Origin of the sequence: Nakamurella sp. (genome assembly GCF_044224575.1) — a bacterium.
GTDB lineage: Bacteria > Actinomycetota > Actinomycetes > Mycobacteriales > Nakamurellaceae > Nakamurella.
In genome coordinates this window covers 236,730-256,746 of record NZ_JBGAKE010000006.1, presented here as the reverse complement: position 1 = coordinate 256,746, position 20,017 = coordinate 236,730, and the positions used below count along the sequence as shown (strand labels likewise).

General features: G+C 72.2%; 20 protein-coding genes, 1 other RNA gene and 2 pseudogenes. 13 read left to right on the top strand and 10 right to left on the bottom strand.

Going from position 1 to position 20,017, the window contains the following annotated elements; translation table 11 throughout:
* Both ACILSK_RS09495 and ACILSK_RS09490 read right to left on the bottom strand, forming a co-directional pair.
* On the bottom strand, positions 1-359 hold a 359-nt coding region (locus ACILSK_RS09495), incomplete at its 3' end, for a DUF3224 domain-containing protein (RefSeq protein ID WP_395726900.1).
* A 72-nt stretch (positions 360-431) separates the two neighbouring features.
* Complete coding sequence (locus tag ACILSK_RS09490; protein ID WP_395726899.1) at positions 432-1,733, bottom strand: FCD domain-containing protein; 1,302 nt, start codon at positions 1,731-1,733, stop codon at positions 432-434.
* A gap of 139 nt (positions 1,734-1,872) precedes the next feature.
* Between ACILSK_RS09490 and ACILSK_RS09485 the strand changes: the two genes are divergently transcribed.
* The 4 genes from ACILSK_RS09485 to ACILSK_RS09470 are packed head-to-tail and all read left to right on the top strand — an operon-like array spanning position 1,873 to position 6,057.
* Complete coding sequence (locus ACILSK_RS09485; RefSeq protein WP_395726898.1) at positions 1,873-3,204, top strand: (Fe-S)-binding protein; 1,332 nt, start codon at positions 1,873-1,875, stop codon at positions 3,202-3,204.
* The gene (locus ACILSK_RS09480) at positions 3,201-4,709 is read left to right on the top strand and encodes an FAD-binding oxidoreductase (RefSeq protein WP_395726897.1); all 1,509 of its coding nucleotides are present in this window, start codon (positions 3,201-3,203) and stop codon (positions 4,707-4,709) included. The genes ACILSK_RS09485 and ACILSK_RS09480 overlap by 4 nt, the downstream gene beginning before the upstream one ends.
* Positions 4,706-5,014, top strand: a complete 309-nt coding sequence (locus ACILSK_RS09475) for a hypothetical protein (RefSeq protein WP_395726896.1) — start codon at positions 4,706-4,708, stop codon at positions 5,012-5,014. The genes ACILSK_RS09480 and ACILSK_RS09475 overlap by 4 nt, the downstream gene beginning before the upstream one ends.
* The gene (locus ACILSK_RS09470) at positions 5,011-6,057 is read left to right on the top strand and encodes an LLM class flavin-dependent oxidoreductase (RefSeq protein WP_395726895.1); all 1,047 of its coding nucleotides are present in this window, start codon (positions 5,011-5,013) and stop codon (positions 6,055-6,057) included. The genes ACILSK_RS09475 and ACILSK_RS09470 overlap by 4 nt, the downstream gene beginning before the upstream one ends.
* 22 nt (positions 6,058-6,079) lie before the next feature.
* On the opposite strand, the gene ACILSK_RS09465 is transcribed toward ACILSK_RS09470, so the two are convergent.
* Together ACILSK_RS09465 and ACILSK_RS09460 are read right to left on the bottom strand one after the other, a co-directional pair.
* Positions 6,080-6,466 carry a hypothetical protein gene (locus tag ACILSK_RS09465; protein ID WP_395726894.1) on the bottom strand — a complete coding sequence of 129 codons (387 nt, stop codon included), beginning with the start codon at positions 6,464-6,466 and terminating at the stop codon, positions 6,080-6,082.
* Positions 6,463-7,448 (bottom strand): annotated as a pseudogene (locus ACILSK_RS09460) (LLM class flavin-dependent oxidoreductase). The gene ACILSK_RS09465 and the pseudogene ACILSK_RS09460 overlap by 4 nt, the downstream one beginning before the upstream one ends.
* Positions 7,449-7,642: 194 nt before the next feature.
* On the opposite strand from ACILSK_RS09460, the gene ACILSK_RS09455 reads away from it, so the two are divergent.
* The 3 genes from ACILSK_RS09455 to ACILSK_RS09445 are packed head-to-tail and all read left to right on the top strand — an operon-like array spanning position 7,643 to position 9,772.
* Positions 7,643-8,959, top strand: a complete 1,317-nt coding sequence (locus ACILSK_RS09455) for a PepSY-associated TM helix domain-containing protein (RefSeq protein WP_395726893.1) — start codon at positions 7,643-7,645, stop codon at positions 8,957-8,959.
* Positions 8,956-9,321, top strand: coding sequence for a hypothetical protein (locus ACILSK_RS09450; RefSeq protein ID WP_395726892.1), 366 nt, complete (start codon positions 8,956-8,958; stop codon positions 9,319-9,321). Before ACILSK_RS09455 ends, ACILSK_RS09450 begins: the two co-directional genes overlap by 4 nt.
* Positions 9,314-9,772, top strand: a complete 459-nt coding sequence (locus tag ACILSK_RS09445) for a hypothetical protein (protein ID WP_395726891.1) — start codon at positions 9,314-9,316, stop codon at positions 9,770-9,772. The genes ACILSK_RS09450 and ACILSK_RS09445 overlap by 8 nt, the downstream gene beginning before the upstream one ends.
* On the opposite strand, the gene ACILSK_RS09440 is transcribed toward ACILSK_RS09445, so the two are convergent.
* The 4 genes from ACILSK_RS09440 to ACILSK_RS09425 form a co-directional block, all read right to left on the bottom strand.
* Positions 9,691-11,058, bottom strand: coding sequence for a hypothetical protein (locus ACILSK_RS09440; protein WP_395726890.1), 1,368 nt, complete (start codon positions 11,056-11,058; stop codon positions 9,691-9,693). The two genes, ACILSK_RS09445 and ACILSK_RS09440, sit on opposite strands and share 82 nt — an antisense overlap.
* A gap of 285 nt (positions 11,059-11,343) precedes the next feature.
* Positions 11,344-12,438 (bottom strand): glycoside hydrolase family 76 protein, encoded by a 1,095-nt coding sequence (locus ACILSK_RS09435; protein ID WP_395726889.1) that lies wholly within the window; start codon positions 12,436-12,438, stop codon positions 11,344-11,346.
* Positions 12,420-13,295, bottom strand: a complete 876-nt coding sequence (locus tag ACILSK_RS09430; protein WP_395726912.1) for an SURF1 family protein — start codon at positions 13,293-13,295, stop codon at positions 12,420-12,422. The genes ACILSK_RS09435 and ACILSK_RS09430 overlap by 19 nt, the downstream gene beginning before the upstream one ends.
* Positions 13,296-13,305: 10 nt before the next feature.
* On the bottom strand, positions 13,306-13,839 hold the full coding sequence (locus ACILSK_RS09425) for a low molecular weight protein-tyrosine-phosphatase (RefSeq protein WP_395726888.1): 534 nt from the start codon (positions 13,837-13,839) through the stop codon (positions 13,306-13,308).
* Between the two features lie 49 nt (positions 13,840-13,888).
* Here ACILSK_RS09425 and ACILSK_RS09420 point away from each other — a divergent pair, with 49 nt between their 5' ends.
* Genes ACILSK_RS09420 through ACILSK_RS09410 form a run of 3 tightly spaced genes read left to right on the top strand, consistent with a single transcriptional unit; the run spans position 13,889 to position 16,632 of the window.
* Positions 13,889-14,710 (top strand): Nif3-like dinuclear metal center hexameric protein, encoded by an 822-nt coding sequence (locus tag ACILSK_RS09420; RefSeq protein WP_395726887.1) that lies wholly within the window; start codon positions 13,889-13,891, stop codon positions 14,708-14,710.
* A 60-nt stretch (positions 14,711-14,770) separates the two neighbouring features.
* Entirely contained in the window at positions 14,771-15,499 is a 729-nt protein-coding gene (locus tag ACILSK_RS09415) for a zinc ribbon domain-containing protein (protein WP_395726886.1), read from the top strand.
* Positions 15,496-16,632, top strand: a complete 1,137-nt coding sequence (locus ACILSK_RS09410; RefSeq protein ID WP_395726885.1) for a bifunctional RNase H/acid phosphatase — start codon at positions 15,496-15,498, stop codon at positions 16,630-16,632. Before ACILSK_RS09415 ends, ACILSK_RS09410 begins: the two co-directional genes overlap by 4 nt.
* Positions 16,633-16,641: 9 nt before the next feature.
* On the opposite strand, the gene ACILSK_RS09405 is transcribed toward ACILSK_RS09410, so the two are convergent.
* Positions 16,642-17,259, bottom strand: coding sequence for a class I SAM-dependent methyltransferase (locus tag ACILSK_RS09405; protein WP_395726884.1), 618 nt, complete (start codon positions 17,257-17,259; stop codon positions 16,642-16,644).
* 59 nt (positions 17,260-17,318) lie between these two features.
* Here ACILSK_RS09405 and ACILSK_RS09400 point away from each other — a divergent pair.
* Together ACILSK_RS09400 and rnpB are read left to right on the top strand one after the other, a co-directional pair.
* Positions 17,319-17,798: pseudogene (locus ACILSK_RS09400) on the top strand (phosphoribosyltransferase); the annotation flags it as partial.
* Between the two features lie 211 nt (positions 17,799-18,009).
* Positions 18,010-18,441: RNase P RNA component class A (gene rnpB / locus ACILSK_RS09395), an RNA gene on the top strand.
* A 65-nt stretch (positions 18,442-18,506) separates the two neighbouring features.
* On the opposite strand, the gene ACILSK_RS09390 is transcribed toward rnpB, so the two are convergent.
* On the bottom strand, positions 18,507-19,049 hold the full coding sequence (locus ACILSK_RS09390) for a hypothetical protein (RefSeq protein WP_395726883.1): 543 nt from the start codon (positions 19,047-19,049) through the stop codon (positions 18,507-18,509).
* Between the two features lie 309 nt (positions 19,050-19,358).
* Here ACILSK_RS09390 and ACILSK_RS09385 point away from each other — a divergent pair, with 309 nt between their 5' ends.
* On the top strand, positions 19,359-20,003 hold the full coding sequence (locus ACILSK_RS09385) for an SAM-dependent methyltransferase (RefSeq protein WP_395726882.1): 645 nt from the start codon (positions 19,359-19,361) through the stop codon (positions 20,001-20,003).
* The last annotated feature ends 14 nt before the right edge of the window (positions 20,004-20,017 follow it).

Genomic DNA, 20,017 nt, shown 5'->3' with positions numbered 1-20,017 from the left:
GTGCTGCTCGCCGACCCCGAGATGCCGGCCAGCTCGCCGGTGCCCGAACCGGGCACGATCCGCGATTCGCCGGCCGCCGTGGTCCCGTCGTAGGTCCCGGATCCGGCCAGCACGAAGCTGCCGGTCTTGCCGTCGAGCGTTCCGGTGACCTGCATGAGCGTGACGTAGGAGCTGGTCCCATCGGCGGCGTAGTACATCAACGCCTCGTACGTGGCGGATCGGATCGTGCTCGCACCGTCCGGTTCGCCCCCGCCCAGGCCGACGTTGGCACGGGTGAACTTCCGGCCGTCGGGAAGCTCGCGGTACGGCTGCTCGTCCCAGGACTCGATCGTCAGCTTGAGCTGCAGTGTCGTGGTCATGTCCGCAACCATATGTGTGACGCACGCACATGTCGATGCCATGTTCGTCGGAACGAGGAATCAAACGGGGATTCACCCATCCGTCGGGCGGGCGCTGTGGGCCGGCGTGACGGACAGTCGCCAACCCACATCGGACACCGCAACCGACGGCGCGCCGGAGGCGAAGCGTTCGCCGGACAGCGAGTCGGCGCTGCGGCTGACCGGCACATCGGCACCGACGACGCCGAGGAATGACGGGCCGACGACGACCGGAACGGTGAAGGTCAGCAGGTAGCGGTCGGTGCCGTGCACGTCCACATACGGTCCGTCCACGTATCGGCCGCCCGAGTCCCGCGGCACGCTGAACCAGTCGGCGGTGCCGTAGTCGTAGAAGCTCAGGCTGTGCGGGTTGAGGTCCACCTGCAGCGCGGTCGGCTCCGGGCCGCCCAGGTCCTGCCACCACAGAATCCGGCGACGGGCCCCGGAGGCGGCGTCCGGTGCCACGATCATCCCCATCCCGATGATGAGCTCTCGGTGCTCGGCCAGCAGCGCTCGCGCCCGGGCTTGCAGGGCCGCGGGGTCGACCGGCACCCCGATGACGACGTCCCGCAACCGATCGACGGCCGCGAAGACCCGGTCGACCAGCGCCTCGACGGGTGCGCCGGCGCTCAACCCGCGCCGGGGCCCGCGCGGGAGTCGCTGGACGACCAGTGCCCGAGTCCGCCGGGCGATATGTTCCTCGGCGAGCCGGCGGGCGGTGGGGGCGTCCCCGGTGCGGATTGCCCGGAGCACGGCGGTATGGGACGCAAGCGTGTCGGCCTCCCGGTCGGTCGGGGACAGCTGCAGTTCGGCGAGCTGGGTCTGGATCTCCAGCTGGGCCAGCGTCAGGCGCACCGACTGGGCCGCCGCGGCGATCTCGATGTGCAGTCGGCCGTCGATCCGACGCCGGTCGACCGGCCGGTCCGCCGCGGCCAGCGCCGCCAGGGTCGCATCCAGCCGGGCGAGGTCGTGGGCGCCGGCCCGCTCGGCGGCGAGGCGGGCCGCGGTGCCCGCCACCGCGGCCTGGAACTCGCCCAGTTCGCGCAGGTCGGCACTGCCCAGGTCGGCGGACCGGCGGCGGGCCAGTTCGGCCAGCGCATCCTCGGAGAATCGCACGAAGCTGCCGCCGCCCCGACCGCGCCGGGTCTGGACCAGGCCGCGGCGACGCAAGTCGGCCAGGGCCTCGCGCAGGGTGACGACCGCGACCCGGAGCGAGGTCGCCAGTTCGGTCTCCGGGGGCAGCTGCTCACCGTCGGCGAGCAGGCCGAGGGCGATCGCGCCGGCCAACCGGCGGACCACGGCTTCGGACCGCGCGGCGCCGTCGTCGAGCGGGGCGAACACGGCCGCGTGCGTCACGGCCGATCGATCGCCGATCGGCCGGTCATGTCGTCCACGTCGACCCCGGCCCTTACCGAATCCTTTGAAATATGGTTCCATAGGTTTAGCACTGTGTCGTGCGTCACATCCGACCGCCGCCGCTCGGAGGGACACGCTCGTGACCCAGATCGACCCGGACCGCCCGCCCGCCGACTCACTGAGCACCGCCTTCACCCCGGGGATGGCCGACAACCCGGCTGGTCTCACTGCCTTCCCGGAGACCATCGCACTCCCGTTGACCAGCCGGGCGTCCGACGCGCGGACCGCCGAATTCACCGAGCAGTGGCGCAACGCGTCGTACAACTGCTACTCGTCCGGGCACAAGTTCTGCCGTGAGGTGTGCCCGGTGATGCAGGTGACCCGCAACGAGTCGTGGACGCCGACCGCGTTCCACGCCAACGTCGTCGCGATGGACCGCGGAGAGCTCGAGATCACCGACGTGGCCGCCGACTACGTCAACTGCACGCAGTGCGGGGCCTGCGAGTTGCGGTGCCCGAACACGCTGTTCACCGGCGACTTCTACCGGTTCCGCACCCGCACCGTCGACGTGGTCAAGGCCGTGCGGGCGCTGGCCGTCGAGAACGGCATCCACCAGAGCGGGTGGCGGACCTGGAACGAACGCACCAACTCCGACACCCACGAACCGGTGCTCGGCGATATCCCGGTGAGCCAGGAGCATGTGCGGGACTGGTCGGCCGGGCTGGATTTGCCGATCGGCGGCGAGACCGTGCTGTTCGTGGACTGCGAGGCCGCCTTCTATCGCACATCTGTACCGCGGGCGGTCGCCCGGATCCTGCAACAGGCCGGGTACCAGTTCGGCCTGATGGGTGAGCAATGGTGCTGCGGCGGGCCGGCCGCCGAGATGGGCTACGTCGACCAGGCCCGCCGGTTCGCCGAGCACAACCTGGCCGACTGGCGCTCCACCGGTACGAAGCGGGTCCTGGTGCTGGACCCGCACGACTACATCAGCTTCACCGAGGACTACCCGAAGTACTTCGGCGCCGACTTCGATATCGAGATCGTTCTGGTGATAGAGCTTTTCGCCGATCTGATCCGGCAGGGCAGGCTGACCCCGACGGTGCCGATCGACCGGTCCATCACCTACCACGACCCTTGCCGGCTGAACAAGCGCAAGGGGATCTGGGCCGAGCCGCGCGAGATTCTCCGTGCCATACCCGGTCTCGCCTTCACCGACGTGGACCGGGTGACCCAGTGGTCGTACTGCTCGGGCGGTGGCGGCGGCCTGCCCATCGAGAAGCCCGAGCTCACCGCCGCGATCAGCGCCAACCGGGTGGCCCAGGCCCGGCAGCTCGACGTCGACACCCTGGTCAGTGCCTGCCCGTGGTCGGAGCGCCCGCTGTCCGCGGCCGGCGCGGCCCAGGAAATGGACGTCGTCGACATCCATGAACTGCTCGCGCAGTCCCTGGGACTCGGGGGTGATGCGCGATGACCCTGTCGGTCGATCGGCTCGACCAGGTCGTCACTGCGCTCAGCACCGTGCTCGCGCCGGAGCAGATCCTCACGTCCAAGACCGATCGGTACAACCGGGCGCGGGTGCCGGCGCCGTTCCCGGTACACCGGTGGGCCGAGCGGCTGCCCGACCTGGCGGTGTTGCCCACGTCGACCGAGCAGGTGGCCGCGGTGGTCCGGATCGCCAATGACCTGCGGATCCCGGTCGTGCCGCGGGACGGCGGCACCGGGCTGACCGACGGGGCGGTACCGCTGCGCGGCGGCATCGTCGTCGACGTCAAGCGGATGAACCAGACCCACGAACTCGACCTGGTCAACCGCACCGTCACCGTCGGCACCGGCATCAACATGCTCAAGCTGAACGAGGAACTGGCCCGGCACGGGCTGTTCTACCCGGACGACCCGGCGTCGTACCCGTGCTCGCTGGTCGGCGGGCGCATCGGCACCTCGGGCTGGTCGCTGATCGGATCCCGCTACGGGCACACCCGGGACCTGGTGCTCAGCTTCGACATCGTGCTGCCCACCGGCGACATCCTGCACGTGGGCGACGGGATCGGCCGCAAGATCACCAAAAGCTCGAGCGGGTACCAGCTCAAGCACCTGTTCATGGGTCATCAGGGCACGCTGGGTATCGCGACCCGGGCGACCCTGAAACTCTTTCCCAAGCCAGAGGCGGAGCTCTCGCCGTTCTGGGCGTTCGACAACTACGACGACGCCTATGCGTGCACCGGCGCGCTGGCCCGGGCAGGGGTGGCCACCTTCGCCGGCGCCGTGCTGTTCGACGAGCACAAGGTGGCGTACCTGCGCCGCGACGACGAGGCGTACATCCCGCAACCGTCGGACGTGCGAGCGCTGGTCTGTGCGGTGCTGTACGGCTACGAGGACGAGGTGCGGGCCGGCGGCAGGCGGCTGTTCCGGATCGCCCGCGGGCACGGCGCCCGGTACCTGGGCGACGAGATCTCCGCGGGCGACTGGGCGGCCCGGCACGACCGCTACGCCACCCCGCTGCACGGCCGCACCAAGCAAGGTCAGGTGGTGCCGATGAGCTGGCACTGCGAGGACGCCGCGATCAACTACAGCGAGCTGCCGGGCGTGACGACGGCCTGGCACGAGATCGTCGCCCGGCTGCGGCGCAAGACCGACGTGTTCGACGACTGGGGGATGTTCGCCTACACCCAGGGCGCCACCGGGGCCGACTACCTCACCGAGATCGACGTCGGCATCTGGGAGCAGCAGCTCGACGACGCGGCGTGGGACCTGTGGGTGAACGCGAAGCGCGAGATCGCCGCGGTGGCCATCGCCGCCGGCGGGTCGATCAGCGCCTGCCACGGCTCGTGCCGGGAGGGTGAGGTCGACCTGGTGCCGGACGAACTCGGCCGCGGGTTCGGCGTGATGCTCGACATCAAGCGGACTCTCGACCCGAACAACATCATGAACCCGGGAAAGTACCTGCTGGACCGCGCCTACCCGGGGATCGCGCCATGACCGGGCCCGGCGGGGCCTACCCGTTCCGGTACGCCGAGCAGTACACGCCACCGCCGGCCGAACCGGTGACCGACGTGGCCCGGACGACGTTCGCGCACCTCTACGAGGTAGACCCCCGGCTGATGCAGGTCTGGGTCCTGCAGCAGGAATTCCCCAACTGGGACTCGCTGCGCATCATGACCTCTCGGCACGACCACCTGGCCTGGATGCACCGGCACTTCGCGAGCCGGGTGGTCGACGGGTCCTCGGTGCTCGCCGAGCTCGACACTTCCGACACCCCTGACGCTTCCGGAGGCGACCAGTGAAGTTCAGCTACGTGATGCTGCCCGACTATCCGCTCACCGAGTCGTTGGCGGCCATCCGGCTGGCCGACGAGCTGGGCTTGCACGCCGTGTACGCCGCCGACGAGACCTGGCACCGCGACCTGTGGCTGCTGTTCGCCGCGGCGGCCGGTCAGACGTCCCGGATCCGGTTCGGGCCGAGCGTCTCGCCGGTGACGCTGCGCGAGCCGACCCTGATCGCCCAGGCGGTGATGACGCTCGACGAGCTGTCCGGCGGCCGGGCCGAGGCCGTTCTGGGCAGCGGCAATTTCGGCCTGCTCGCGCAATACAACATCGACTGGAAGAGCACCAAACCGCTGTCCCGGGTGAAGGAATCGGCGCAGGTGATGCGCACCTTCATCGACAACTCCGCCATCACCCATGACGGCGAGTTCTTCTCCTACAACGGTCTGTTCACCTTCGCCCGGCCGGTGCAGGAGCACCTGCCGATCAAGCTCGGGGCGATGCGCGGGCCCAAGTCCTTCCAGGTGGCGGCCGAGTTCTCCGACGGCTGTCACCACGCCCTCGGCTACACCCCCGAGGCCTACTCCTATATGTACGACAACATGAGGATCGGTGCCGACCGGGCGGGAAAGAACGTCGACGATCTGGACATCGGTGCGTGGATGGTGTTCGCCGTCGGCCCGGACGGGGATATCGCCAGGCAGGCCGCGCGCAGCATGGTGGGCATCTACGCGTCCTCGATGCCGACCGAACTGCTGGAGCGCAACGGCGTCACCGCCGACGACATGGCGCCCGTGCTGGCCGCGCTCGGGTCCGGCGACCTGCCCGGCGCGTACGCGGCGACCAGGCCGGACGTCGCCGAGAAGCTCTCCGTCGCGGGCACTCCCGAGGAGGTGACGGCGAAACTCAAGACGCTGGAACCGGTGGGCGTCAACCACATGATCCTGGCGATCACCGACGCGGGTCTGGTCAAGGCGTTCACCGGCCGGGAGATCGAGGGGGTGGCCGACGTGAACACGCAGATCCGGCTGCTGGCCGAGGAAGTGATGCCGGCCTTCGGGTGAGGCCGCGTCGGCCCGGCCGACCTCACACCCGGGCGATGCCGTGCCGGCTCATCACGGCGGCGACGTACTCGCGCAGGATCGGTTTCGCGGCCGCGTCGGTGAACCGCACCTTGACGCTGCCCTTGCCGAACTGCGCCGTCGGGAGACGGTGCCGGAGCTGCTCGATCAGGTCGAACTCGACCGAGTGCACGGTGAAGTGGGTCTTCGCCGCGGTGAACATGACGTAACCCCGCTGGTAGCTCGCGCCGAACTTGAACATCGGCCGCTGCCGGAACATCACCAGCGGGACGCTCGGGTAGTGCGCCGCGGTGTCGTCGACGAACTCGGCGACCCAGCTCCGCGCCGGTTCGGGCAGCGAAGCCAGGTACTGCGCGACGGTGGTCAGCGGCGCGGCGTCCGGGCCGGTCACCGTCCCTTCCACACGCCGGCGGTCAGCGTGCCGGCGATCTCGTCGAGCACCCGATCGTCGCCCGCGTAGACGCCGGCCGGCCGCGGCCAGTGGATCACCGCGTCGGTGAAGCCGAGGTCGGCGGCCCGTCCGGCGGCGTCGGTGAAGGCACCCAGGCTGCTCACCGACAGCACCGGTGCCGAGTCCAGGTTCAGGAAGCGGCGGAGCGTGCCGGGATCCCGGCCCGCCCGGTCCGCGGCCTCGTCGAACAGGCGGGTCAGCCCGGCGACACGGGACCACCATTCGTCGGTCGTCACGTTCTCGGACTCGGGTCCGGTGGTCGCCCAGCCGTCGCCGAGCGTGGCGGCCAGACCGATGGTCCGCGGGCCGTTGCCGGCCACCACCAGTTCGATCCGGCTCCGGCTGCCGGCGGGGATCATTTTCGCGTCCACGGCCTGGAACCAGTCGCCGCGCCACGTGGTGTCGGGTTGCCGGCCACCACCAGTTCGATCCGGCTCCGGCTGCCGGCGGGGATCATTTTCGCGTCCACGGCCTGGAACCAGTCGCCGCGCCACGTGGTGTCGGGTTGCCGCAGCAACAGGTCGGTGAGCGTGACGAACTCCGCCAACCGGTCCACCCGCTGCCGCGGGGTCAGCGTGTCATGGCCCAGGACGCCGGCGTCCCAGCCGGCGCCACCGGCACCGATCGCCGCGATGAGCCGGCCACCGGCGACGTCGTCGATCGTCATCAGGTCCTTGGCGGTGGTCACCGGGTGCCGGAAGTTCGGCGACATCACCCAGGTGCCCAACCGCAGGGTGGTCGTCGCGGTGGCCGCGGCAACCAGGGTGGGCAGCGTGCCGAACCAGGGCTCGTCCTTCAGGTCCCGCCAGGACAGGTGGTCGTAGGTCCAACCGTGCGCGAAGCCCCGCTGCTCCAGCGACGCCCAGCGGGCCCGGGCCTCGGGCCAGCTGAACTGGGGCAGGATCACGACGCCGACGCGCAGACCGGGGGACACTGCGGAAGGCTACCGCCGCCCGGTTCGGCGGGCTCAGAGTGCGGCTGCCGGCCGTGTCGCGATACCTCATTCATGGGTGCGACGGAAGGCATCGGCCGAATCGGCCGTGGGTGATCAAGAGCACGTCTTGGCCCACCGGTATAGGTTTGACATTAGGCAAGCCTTACCTACACGATCCCCGCATGTCTGCTGGATCACTCACCGGGGCCCATGAGGCCGGCCCGAACCGCCGGTCCGCCGATCCGCCGTTTGCGGTCGCGCCGACGACCCGGACGACCCGGATGGCCCGACCCGCGTCGCCGCGCGTGCGGCGGCGCCGTCGACCGGTGCGGCGCACGCTGATCGTCACCCACCGCTGGTTCTCGCTGATCCTGGGATTGGTGCTGCTGGTCATCACCACCTCCGGCGCGATCCTGGTGTACCGGCCGGAGATCCACCGGTGGCTCAACGCGGACGCCTACGCGGCCGCCGGCGGCCCGGCGATGGTCAGCCTGGGCCAGGCGCAGGCCGTGGTGGCCGCCGCGCACCCCGACTTCGTGCCCACTGCGGTGCTCGCCGAGAACGGCGTCCTGCGGGTCACCGATTTCGAGCAGTCGTTCACGGTCGACCCGGCCTCCGGAGCGCTGCTCGGGGAGGTCGCGCCCCTGCCGACGTGGCTGGGCTGGACCGAGAACCTCCACGAATGCTTCCTGAGCTGCGACAACCGGCCCGGCTACATCGAGTGGCTCGTGGCCGAGGTGCCCGGAAGCGGGTGGCTCGGCTACGAGGGTGCGCCGATCACCGTCGGAGCGCTGATCCTGGGAGTCTTCGGTCTGGTCCTGCTCTTCCTGGCGGTGTCCGGCCTGTGGCTCTGGTGGCCCCGGCCGAGCCGGTTCAAGGCGTCCCTGTCCGTGCGGCGCGGCAAGGGCCGGTTCGCCCGGGACACCGATCTGCACAAGGTGATCGGCATGATTGCGTTGCCGCTGCTGCTCATCTGGGGATTCACCGGGGCCGGATTCGAGCTCACCCCCGTCGAGTCCGTCTGGAACGCGGTGACACCGGGCACCCCGGTGGAGTCCCCTGAGGTGCTCTCGGCCGAGGGCGACGGACCCGACATCGGGGTGGACGGCGCGGCCACCGCCGCCCTGGCGCTCGCGCCGACCGCCGGCCTGGCGGCCGTCGTGCTGCCCGAGGCCGACGAGCCGACGTCCACGTACACGGTGTGGCTGACCGACGGGGTCGACCCGTACCGGCTGACCGACTTCCCCGGCGATCTCAGCGTGGCCGTCGACCGGCGGACCGGCACGGCGACCGTCACCGGCGGCGGGCCCGATGAACCGGTCTCCCAACATCTGTGGGAGATGTGGAACTACCCGGTGCATACCGGCTACGTGGTCGACGGCTGGTGGCGCTCGATCTGGTTCGTGCTGGGCCTGGCCCCGCTGGCCCTGGCCGTCACCGGGGTGTCGACCTGGCTGGTCCGGCGCCGGACCCGCCGCAACCGTCGGGCCCGGGCATGACCGCGCCGCTGGTCCTGGGCATCGCCGGATACAGCCTGCTCGTCGCGGTGCTGGCCGCGGTGGTCGCGGCCCGGCGGGTCCCGCGGCCGCGGTGGTTGCAGGCCGCGGCATGGATGCTGCAGGTGCTGCTGCTGGCGCAGGCCGGCCTGGCCGGGCTCGCCATCCTGACCGGCCGCGGACCCGCGGAGCCGGCGCTGTTCCTGGCCTATCTCGCGGTGGCCGTCGTGCTGCTGCCGGTCTGCGGCGCGATGAGCGCCGGGGATCGGGTTCGCACCGGACCGGACGTCCGGTTGGCCATGGCGACCGTCGCGGGGCTGGTCGTGCAGTGGCGGCTGGTCGCGACCTGGCGCACCGGTGGCTGAGCCGGAGTTGGTGACGGCCAGGGAGCCGTTACCCGGGTCGGGCCGGCGATCCGGGGCGTTCGTCGTCGCGCTGGGCGTGGCCTACACGGTGCTGGCCATCGCCGCCCTGGCCCGCAGCGGCTACCAGGCGGCGACCGGGGTCGTCGTCGACGGCCGGACGGGGACCGCCGTCGCGCTCAGCGGGTTCGCCGGGGCGGTCTACCTGGTCGCCGCCGCCGGCCTGCGCCGCGGCACCCGGCGCAGCCTGCGGGTGAGCCGCTGGTGCTGCCTGGTCGAGCTGATCGGCGTGCTCGCCGTGTCGCTGGTGGAAATCGGCGTCGGCGGGTTCGGCCGGGCGGCGGTGTGGTCCGGCTTCGGCGTGGGGTACGGCTACCTGCCGTTGCTGCTCCCCGTGCTGGGGCTGTGGGCGACCCGGCCGCGGGCGGTCGCCGGTTTGCGGTGCATGCGGTAGTCCAGCACCAGGAACGGGATGCCGAACAGCGAGAACGCATGCTCGGCGCGCAGCTGCCCGTCCTGGACATAGACGTCGAGGCGCTCGCCGAAGCCGTGCACGGCCAGCACGGTCAGGTCCGCGGTCTCCGGGTCGATCGCGGCGAGGTAGTGCCCGGGGTGCGGCAGGTCGCTGCTGCTGGTCAGGATCAGCCCGCCGCCCGGCCGGGCCCGCGGCAGCAGGGTGGCGGTGAAGCTGCCCTGTGGGACCGGGAACCCGACGCTGACGTAACCGCGGTCGGCGTCCCGGTAGGTGGTGTAGATGCCGACGTAGATCGGGTCGTCGGTGTCGGCGTAGGAGCGGATCCAACCGCGGATGGTCTCGGGACTGTTGCTGTCGTCGTTGCCGTCTCTGGCGAGGGTGATGGTGTCGATCCGGCTGCGCACGCCGCGTTCGATGTCCCGCTGGTTCATCGGCACGTTCGCCTGACCCAGCGGGCGGGCCACCACGGTGCGGTAGAGCAGGTAACCCGGCCGGATCCAGGCGCGCCACCGGGGGTCGATGTCCAGCCGGAACCGGGTGGTGTGCTCGTAGAACTCGCGGACCAGCGGATGGACGGCGGCGGGGTCAAGGTCCGGCCCGGCCAGCTCGTCGAGCGACGCGACGATGCCGATGTCGTCGACCTCCGGGTGGTAGTCGGCGTCCAACTGTTCGGCCAGGTCCTTGAGGTAGCCCGTGCCGACGTACCCGGTGCGGGCCGCCCGCGGCACGATGAATGGCAGCTGGTGAGCCGGCACCCGGTCGGCGAGCACGCTGACCTGGGCGTCCCGGAACAGTAACGCCGACGACGTGCGATAGGCGGCCATGGTGGCCGCCGCGGTGACAGCACCTGGGGTGCCCGCGCCCGAGCGACCGGTCCGGCCGAGCAGGGCACCGACGGCCGCGCCGAGCGCCGGGCCGTACGCGATCTTCTGCGGCCGGACGCCCAGCAGCCCGCCCAGCGCGCCGGTGGCCGTGGCGATGGTGCGTGGGCCGGCGCCGAGTCGTTCGGCGGCCCAGCCGAGCGGCGCGACCAGCGCCGCGCTGACCGCGATCCGCTGGAACAGCGGCGGGATCTCGCCCGGCCGCTGGAGCCGGCGGGCGAACGCTTCGGAGGCGGTCAGCGCGGCCGCGCCGACCGCGGCACCGGTGACCGACGCGCGGCGCCCGCCCCGGGCGGTCAGCGCCGCGCCGGCGACGGCACCGACGGCGGCGGCGAAGCCGAGCGCGCCGGCCGGCGCGCGCGACGGGGAGGCGGCAGGGGTCACCGGCTCAACCTAGTCCGCTCCCGGCGCCGGACGGCCGGCCGATTGTCCGATTCGGCGTTGCCGCGGGAACGTCTCCGCGGCACTGTTTCCGGTGTCGGAGCGGGCCCGGCCGTCGTCCGGCTCGGCGACCCGAGCGGGGTTCGCACCGGCCGGAAGCGCCATCGATGTCCGATTCGGCGTTGCCGCGGGAACGTTTCCGAGGGCAGATCTCTGCCTGATGTCCGATTCGGCGTTGCCGCGGGAACGTCGTGACGTCTCCGCGGGAACGCCGCGGAGGTGGCCGGCTCACCGGTCCAGGGTCGCCGCCGCCTCCAGCACCATCCAGCCGGAGAGTTGCACGGACAGGTCGCGTTCGGCGTTCCGGCGGGCCGGCGGGCGGGCCGGGTGGGCCCAGTCCGGGGCGAATGTCAGATCTCGCCCCGAGCGGGCCGCGCCCGTCCAGGCGGCGTCGGCGGACGTCCGAACCAGGACCGCCGCCCGGGTCCGGGTTCGCGCGTTCGCCGCGTCGTCGCCCGGCAGCGATCGGGCCACGAACGCCAGGTACCGGGCCAGGACGCCGGTGAACAGCCCGGAGTCGCCGCCCGCGTGACCGTGCAGCACCCCGTCCGTGGACAGCGCGTTGGCGACGGCGTCCACCAGGTGTCGCACCCGGGCCGCGTGCCGGTCGCCGGACACCGACCGCCGAGCGAGTTCCAGTTCGGCGCCGAGCACGACGCCCTGGTTGTAGGTGTAGATCGGCGGCTCGATGCGGATGGGGTCCGCGCCGGGCCGGTCGTCGGGTCGGGCGCCGTCCCGGATCAGCCCGGTCACCGGGTCGCGCAGCAGACGGTCGATCCAGTCGGCGGTGGCGACCGCGCGATCGAGAAAGCCGGTGCGGGCCAGCAGGATGGCCGCCGGACCGTTCGCCGGGGCGTTCTTGAATTCGTCGCCGCGCCGCCACGGGATGCCGCCACCCAGCTCGGCGGTCCAGGCCTCCAGCAGCTGGTCCACCAGGGTCGTGACGGCGGCCGGCCGGCCCAGCCCGAACAGGCGCTCGGCCCGCTCCAGGGCCAGGCCCAGCCAGGCCATGTCGTCGTAGTAGGCGTTGGTCCACCGGCCGAGGTTCCGCAGCCGGATGCCGCGGACGACCCGTCCGATGGTGATGCGGCGAATCTCGGCGGGCGCGCGCAGCTCGGCGTCCAGCAGACAGTCGAGGAGGTGCGCCTGCCACCAGTAGTTCCAGGCCAGGAAGGAGCGGTGCCGCAGCCGGGCCGGCCGGGTGTTGGCGCCGAGCGCGGTGCCCGGCAGGCCGGCGAGCCGGTGCAGGTGCCCGGAGACCACCGCGCGCTCGGCGGCGGCGGCCCGCCCCGTCGGGTCGGTGGTCAGGATTCGTCGTCCCACAGTTGGGAGCGGTCGAACCCGTCCCGGGACCGTCGCCGCCGGCCGGCGGGGACCGGGTCGGGCTCGGCCGCCGGCGTCGCGGGCCGGGTGTCCTCGTCCGGCTCGTCGGTCCGCGGATCGCGGTATTCGCGGACGATGAAGACGCCGAGACCGACCAGCGCGATGACGCCGAACGCCTCCCATTGCAGCGCGTACGACAGGAACGGGCCGGGATCGGTCTGCGGCACCTCGATCGGCGTGAGCACGCCCGCGCTCTGCCCGGTGAGCTGGACGAACCCGGCCAGGAACGGCTCGCCGGCCGGTCCGCCGAACGCCTGCCGCATCATGGCCGCGCTGATCTCGGTGACCTGCACCTGGCCGTTCTGCACGACGGGAGGCCGCTGCGATGGGTCGAGTTGATCGTCCTGGACGCGTCCGCTGATGGTGACCTCACCGGCCGGCGGGGCGGGGATGCCCACCCCCTTGTCGACCTCCAGGAACGAGACCGAACCCCGGTCCACCAGCAGGGTCTCGCCGGTGGTCAGCCGGAACGGCAGCACCACCTCGGAGATCGGCTGACCGGCCGAGTTCTGCCGCAGCCGGACCTGGACCTGGCGCGACTCGTCGAACGTGCCGGTCGCGGTGACCACGTGCCACCACGCGTTCTGGGCGGGCTGCGCGGTGGTCGACATCAGCTCCGACACCGGCACCGGGTCGGCGCCGAGGGCCGCGGTGATGGCGGCGTTCTGCGCGGATCGTTCCGCGTTCCGGTTGAACTGCCAGGGCGCGAGCAGGAAGAAGCAGGCCCCGGCGAAGGCCAGGCCGGCCAGGATCACCGCGATCCAGCCGGGCCGGAGCAGGAACGCCAGCCGCTTCATCACGCCCCGTTCAATCGCGCTCGGCCAGCCGGCGGCGGATCTCGGCGATCACGCCGGGCATCGCCGCCGCGGTCATGTCCAGCACGTCGACGAAGCCCTGGTGCGGCCCGTAGTAGGGGTCGGGGATCTCGTCACCATCGGCGTCCGGGTCGAAATCGCGGAGCAGGCGCACCTTGTCCCGGTCCGGCTCGGCCAGCATCCGCTTGACCAGCGCCCGGTGGTCCCGGTCGGCGGCCAGCACCAGGTCGATGCCGGCCAGGTCGTCGCGGGTCAGCTGGCGGGCCGTGTGGTCGGTGGGGTAGCCGGCGTCGGCGAGCACCCGCACCGAGCCGTGGTGCGCGCCGGCCCCGACGTGCCAGTTGCCGGTGCCCGCGCTGGTCACCACCACCTGGTCGGCCAGGCCGGCATCCTCGACGGCCCGCCGCAGCACCTGTTCGCCGATGGGGGACCGGCAGATGTTGCCGGTGCACACGACACACACGTGCAGGCGTTCGTCGGCCGGGTCGGCGGCCCGGACGGGGTCGACCTGAAGCTCGGATGTCACCGAGCCATTGTCCCCCAGCGGCGAAGGGCGACCTGACACACTGCGGGGCGTGACGACCATCCGTGACGTCCTGGACACCCTGGACGGGGCCTACCCCGCGGCACTGGCCGAGAGCTGGGACACCGGGATCGGGCTGACCTGCGGTGATCCCGACGACCCGGTCACCGGGGTGCTGCTGGCCGTCGACGTGGACGCCGTCACCGTGGCCGAGGCGGTGGCCGCCGGCGCCCAACTGCTGCTGACCCACCACCCGCTGCTGTTCCGGCCCGTCCAGTCGGTCGCCGCGGACTCGGCCAAGGGCTCGCTGGTGCACCGGATGATCCGATCGGGCCTCGCGCACGTCGCCGCGCACACCAACGCCGACACCGCGGCCGGCGGCGTCAACGACGCGTTGGCCGCCACGCTCGGGCTGGGCGGCACCCGGCCGCTGGTGCCGCACCCGGACGGGGTCACCGGCAGCGGCCGGGTCGGGGCGCTGGCCGAGCCGCTGACCCTGGCCGAGTTCGCCGCGCTGGTCGCCGAGCGGCTGCCGGGCACCGCCGGCGGGATCCGCGCGGCCGGCGCGCCGGACCGGATCGTCGGCACGGTGGCGGTATGTGGGGGCGCCGGCGACTCCTACCTGTCCGCGGCCGCCGCGTCCGGCGCCGACGTGTACCTGACCTCGGACCTGCGCCACCACGTCGTCGGCGAGTTCGTCGCCGACCCGGCCAACCCGGCGGTGGTCGACGTCGCGCACTGGGCGGGGGAGTGGCCGTGGCTGCCGGTCGCGGCCGACCTGCTCCGGACGGCCCATCCCGACCTGACCGTCACGGTGTCCACCACCCGGACCGATCCGTGGACCGTGCACGCCGCCGCCCCGCCGGTCCGGTAGCGTCGGATGCCAGTCCGACGACTGGGTCAACCAGCGGGGCCGATAACTGGATGGTGAGCCGTGCCTGCCAAAGCCGATCCGTTCCTCCAGCGTCGGCTGCTGGACGTCGCGCGCATCGACCAGGCGGTCGCCGCCGCCGAACACCGCCGCCGGACGCTGCCCGAACTGGCGCAGATCGCCGACGACACGGCCACCGTCCAGAAGCTGCGCGGGGCGCTGGTCCTGCGGCAGGCCGAGATCGGCGACCTGGACCGGGATGCCCGCAAGCTGGACAACGAGATCGACGCCGTGCGCACCCGAGCCAAGCGGGACACCGACCGGCTGGCGGCCGGCAGCGCGCCGGCCAAGGATCTGGAGAACATGCAGCACGAGCTGACGTCGCTGGCGCGGCGGCAGTCGACGCTGGAGGACGACGCGCTCGAGTTGATGGAGCGTCGTGAGCTGGCCGACACCGAGGTCGCCAGCACCCAGGCCGACCTGGCGGCCGCGCAGGAGCGGCTGGCGGCGGCCGAGCAGCGCCGCGGCGACGCCGTCGCCGACATCGACGACGAGCTGAAACGGGTGACCGCCGAGCGCGCCGGCCTGCTCGACGGCATGCCGGCCGACCTGATCAAGCTGTACGAGCAGATCCGGGCGCGGGGCCGCACGGCGGCCGGCGCCCTCAACGGCGCCCGCTGCGAGGCGTGCCGGATGGACCTGGACCGCAGCGCGTTGAACGACATCTGGTCCGCCGCCCCGGATGCCGTCGTCCGGTGCACCGAGTGCGGCGCCATCCTGATCAGATCGTGAGCCGCCGCCGGGTCGTCGTCCAGGCCGACGGCGGGTCCCGGGGCAATCCGGGACCGGCCGGGTACGGCGCGGTGGTGTTCGCCGACGACGGGACGACGGTGCTCGCGGAGCGGGCCGCCTCGATCGGCCGGGCCACCAACAACGTCGCCGAGTACTCCGGTCTGATCGCCGGCCTGGAGGCGGCGCTGGACGTCGGCGCGGACGTGGTGGCCGTGCAGATGGACTCCAAGCTGGTCATCGAGCAGATGTCCGGCCGCTGGAAGGTCAAGCACCCGGACATGAAGCCGCTGGCCGCTCGGGCGGCCGCGCTGGTCGGCCGGTTCGCCGAGGTCGGCTTCAGCTGGATCCCCCGGGAGCGGAACGCCCACGCCGACCGGCTGGCCAACGAGGCGATGGACGCGGCGGCGGCCGGTCGGGAGTGGGTGGCACCCCCGCCCGCGCCGGGCCCGGCGGTCGAGGCGGTCGAGGCGGTCGCCGCGGGCGAGGCTGACCCCGCGGCGGCGCTGCCCGAGCCGCGGGACGGTCACCCGACCCGGTTCCTGGTGGTCCGGCACGGCGAGAGCACCTACGGCGCGCAAGGCCGGTTCACCGGACGCGAGGACGTGCCGTTGACCGACGCCGGCCGCGGACAGGCCGCCGCCGTCGCCGATCGGATCGGACCGTTGGCCCCGGCGGTGGTGCTGACCTCGCCGCTGGTCCGGTGCCGGGACACCGCGAAGGTGATCGCCGGGCGGGCCGGGGCGCCGGTGGTCGAGGACGACCGCCTGCTGGACGAACGACTGGGGGCCTGGACCGGGTTGCGGGTCGACGAGATCGAGGCCGGCTGGCCGGCGGAGCTCGCGATCTGGCGGCGCGATCCGGCCGCGGCGCCACCGGACGGCGAGTCGTTCGTGCAGGTCCGGGAGCAGGTCCGGCCGCTGATCAGCGAGTCGATACGGGCCTATCGCGGGCACACCGTCGCGCTGGTGACCCACGCGGCGGTGGCCAAGATGATCCTGGTGACGGCGCTGCAGGTGGACCCGGTGGTGGCCTACCGGCTGCGGGTGGACACCGGTTCGCTCTCCGCGTTCGACGTCGACGCAGTCGGCGGCATCGTCGTCCGGACCGTCAACGAGACGGCGCACCTGCGCTGATCGGTGCACTCAGCCGGATGTGTGTCCGATCCCCTCGTAGAGATAGCCCGCCCAGCGGGGCCCGGATTCGAAGTAGAACGTGCGCTCGTCGGTCAGGTCGAATCCGGCGGACCGGAGCACGGCCGGCACGTCGGTGTCCAGCCGGCAGCCGGACAGCCGCCGGTTCAGGCCGTTCATCCGTCCTTGCCGGCGGGCCACGTCCGGGTCCGGGCTGGCGCCGTGCTCGAGGTAGGCGACGAAACCGCCGGGCGCCAGCACCCGGTGCAGCTCCCGGGCAGCGGCGCCCTGGTCGGGGATCGAGCACATCGTCAACGTCAGGAGGGCACAGTCGATCGACCCGTCCGGCAACGGCAGGAGTTGCCCGTCCAGGCCGTCGAACTCGATCGGCACGGGCGTCGCGGCGACCCGCGGCGCGGCCAGCCGCCGGGCGAGCGCCGACGGCTCGATCGCGTGCACCCGGCTGACCGCCGCCGGGTAGTGCGGCACGTTGAGGCCGGAACCGAACCCGATCTCGACCACCGACCCGTGCAGCGGCGCGCACACCCTCTCGCGGATCCGGCGGATCTCGTCGTCGTCCAGCACCCGGTTGTGGATCCGGGGCAGGACATGGTCGCGATAGATCCCCATACCCGCCATGGTGCCCCGACCGGTTGCCCGGCCCCCACCCGTGGGGCTTGACTGAGGTCATGCACCTGGACCGCCGCGCCGAGCGGTTCGCCGACCGCGTGGACGCGGGACGGGCGCTGGGCGTGCTGGTCGCCGAGCGGCTCCGCGACCGGGCCGACGTCATCGTGCTCGGCCTGCCCCGCGGCGGGGTGCCGGTCGCGGCGGAGGTGGCCGGCGCCATCGGCGCCCCGTTGGACGTCCTGCTGGTGCGCAAGGTCGGGGTGCCCGGGCAACCCGAACTGGCGATGGGGGCGGTGGCCGCGGTCGGGCCGGGGAGTGACACACCCGTCGAGGTCGTCACCAACGAACCGGTGCTGGCCCGGCTGCACCTGCCGGACGCGGTGTTCCGATCCGTGCTCGACCAGGAGATGGTCGAACTGCGCCGGCGCGGCCGGGCCTATCGGGGCGACCGGCCGCCGCCGGCGGTGCGCGGCCGGACCGTGATCATCGTCGACGACGGGCTGGCCACCGGCTCGACGATGCGCGCGGCCGCCGCCGCCGTGCGCCGGCAGGGACCCGCCGCGGTGCTGGTCGCGGTGCCGGTCGGCGCACCCGAGACGTGCGCGGCGTTGCGCAGCGGCGGCGACGTCGACGACGTCATCTGCGCGATCTCACCCAGCCCGTTCCGGGCCGTGCACCAGGGCTACGACGATTTCCGGCAGACCACGGACGACGAGGTGCTCGCCTGCCTGACGTACCATCACCGACGGATGAGTCCGCCGGGCGACCGCGGCCGTGCTGGTCCGGGTTTCGGCCCGGACCCGGCGGTCGAGGAAAGTCCGGGCTCCACAGGGCAGGGTGGTTGTTAACGGCAACCCGGCGCGAGCCGCGGGACAGTGCCACAGAAAACAGACCGCCGGCACCTTCGGGTGCCAGGTGAGGGTGAAACGGTGGTGTAAGAGACCACCAGCGCCCCGGGTGACCGGGGCGGCTTGGTAAACCCCACCCGGAGCAAGGTCGAAAAGCCGTGCTCGGATCGGACCGATCCGGACCCGGTGCGCAGGCGTTCGAGGGCGGCCCGCCCGAGCCTGCGGGTGGACCGCTGGAGCGTGTCGGCAACGGCACGTCGAGATGGATGGTCGCCGAACGGGATCGCCGCGAGGCGCCCGGGAACAGAACCCGGCTTACAGGCGGACTCATCCCCCCACCCGGCACCCGGGTCACGCCCCACCGCGGTGGCCGGGGCGTGACCGGTTCCGGTGCGGTGGTCAGCGCAGGACGCCCAGGAGCTGGTTCAACAGCGTGACGATCTGGCCAAGGACAGCGGTCAAGGCCAAGGGTCCGTCAAGCAGTCCGGCGACCGCGCAGAGCAGGTTGCCGACGAGGTTGCCCGGTCCGGATTGCGCGGTGATGTTCAGGTGCACGGTGTCCAGGTGGACCTGCAGGCCGAGCAGGTCCAGGTCCAGCGGTCCGAGGACCAGATCCAGGATCTGGCAGGAGCCGGCGCTCTGGGCCAGGTCGACCGGGACGGCCAGGCTCTGCGTGCCCTGGCTGGTCGTTCCGGCGCTGTCGGTGACCGAACCGGTGAACGTGCCGACGGCCTTCAGCACCCCGTCCTCGGTGGTGAACTGCTGCACGTCGAAGGTGCCCGCGACGGCGCCGGACCCGTCGGACAGGGCGCCGGTCATCGGCACGGCGGTCTGGTCGACCGCCTGCTCCGAGGTCTGCTGGGCGGTGGCCGGGCCGGCGAGACCGATCGACACCAGGGCCGCGAAGGCCAGGCCGACCAGCACGGTCAACATCTTCTTCATCGTCGTCATTCCTTCCGTGATCGGATAAAACGCTCATGCGACTCGTTCCAATGACAACCTCCTTTCTCGTCGCGGGCACGGAGTGTGTCCTTGTCGGATGGGACGGCCCGGCCGGTCTCTCGTCACGCCACATTCGCTGAAGAAGTCCGGATCATTGGCTGGAGTTGCCCTTTGACCTGGGCAAACAGTGACCAAAATTTCTTCAGATAATCCGACGGGCAACGGTCCATGAATGTTGAACAATTCCACTGGGGACGTGCGGGAACGGCCGCTCGTTTGCCCGCCGACCGGCCGGGGCACACTGCGCTCATGACGACCTCCGGTGCCGGTGACATCCTTCGGCACCGGCGCACCCTGCCGGCCGGCTATTTCGAAACCCTCTATCAGGATTCCGACGATCCCTGGGGGCTGGGCCGCTCGTGGTACGAGCAGCGCAAGCGCGCCCTGACGATGGCGGTCCTGCCCCGGGCCCGGTTCCGGTCGGCGTTCGAACCGGGCTGCGCCCTCGGCCTGCTCACCGAGCTGCTGGCCCCCCGGTGCGACCGGTTGGTGGCCACCGACATCGCCGCCGAGCCGCTCGCCGCGCTCGCCCGCCGGTTCGCCGCGGATCCGCAGGTCGACGTGCGGCAGCTGGCCGTTCCCCGGCAGTGGCCGTCCGGCGAGTTCGATCTCGTCGTGCTGTCCGAGATCGGCTACTACCTCGACCACGCCGACCTGTCGGCGGTCATCGACCGGACCGTCGGATCGTTGGCGGCGGACGGGGTCGTCGTGGCCTGCCACTGGCGGCATCCGGCCGCCGGGTACCCGCTGACCGGCGACGAGGTGCACGAGGCGTTGACCGCCGCGTCGGGGTTGACGGTGCTGGCCGCCCACTTGGAGGAGGACTTCCGGTTGGACATGTTCGCCCGGCCCGGGGCGCCGTCGGTCGCCCGGGCCGACGGCGTGCTGGCCTGACGGTTAGCCTGTGC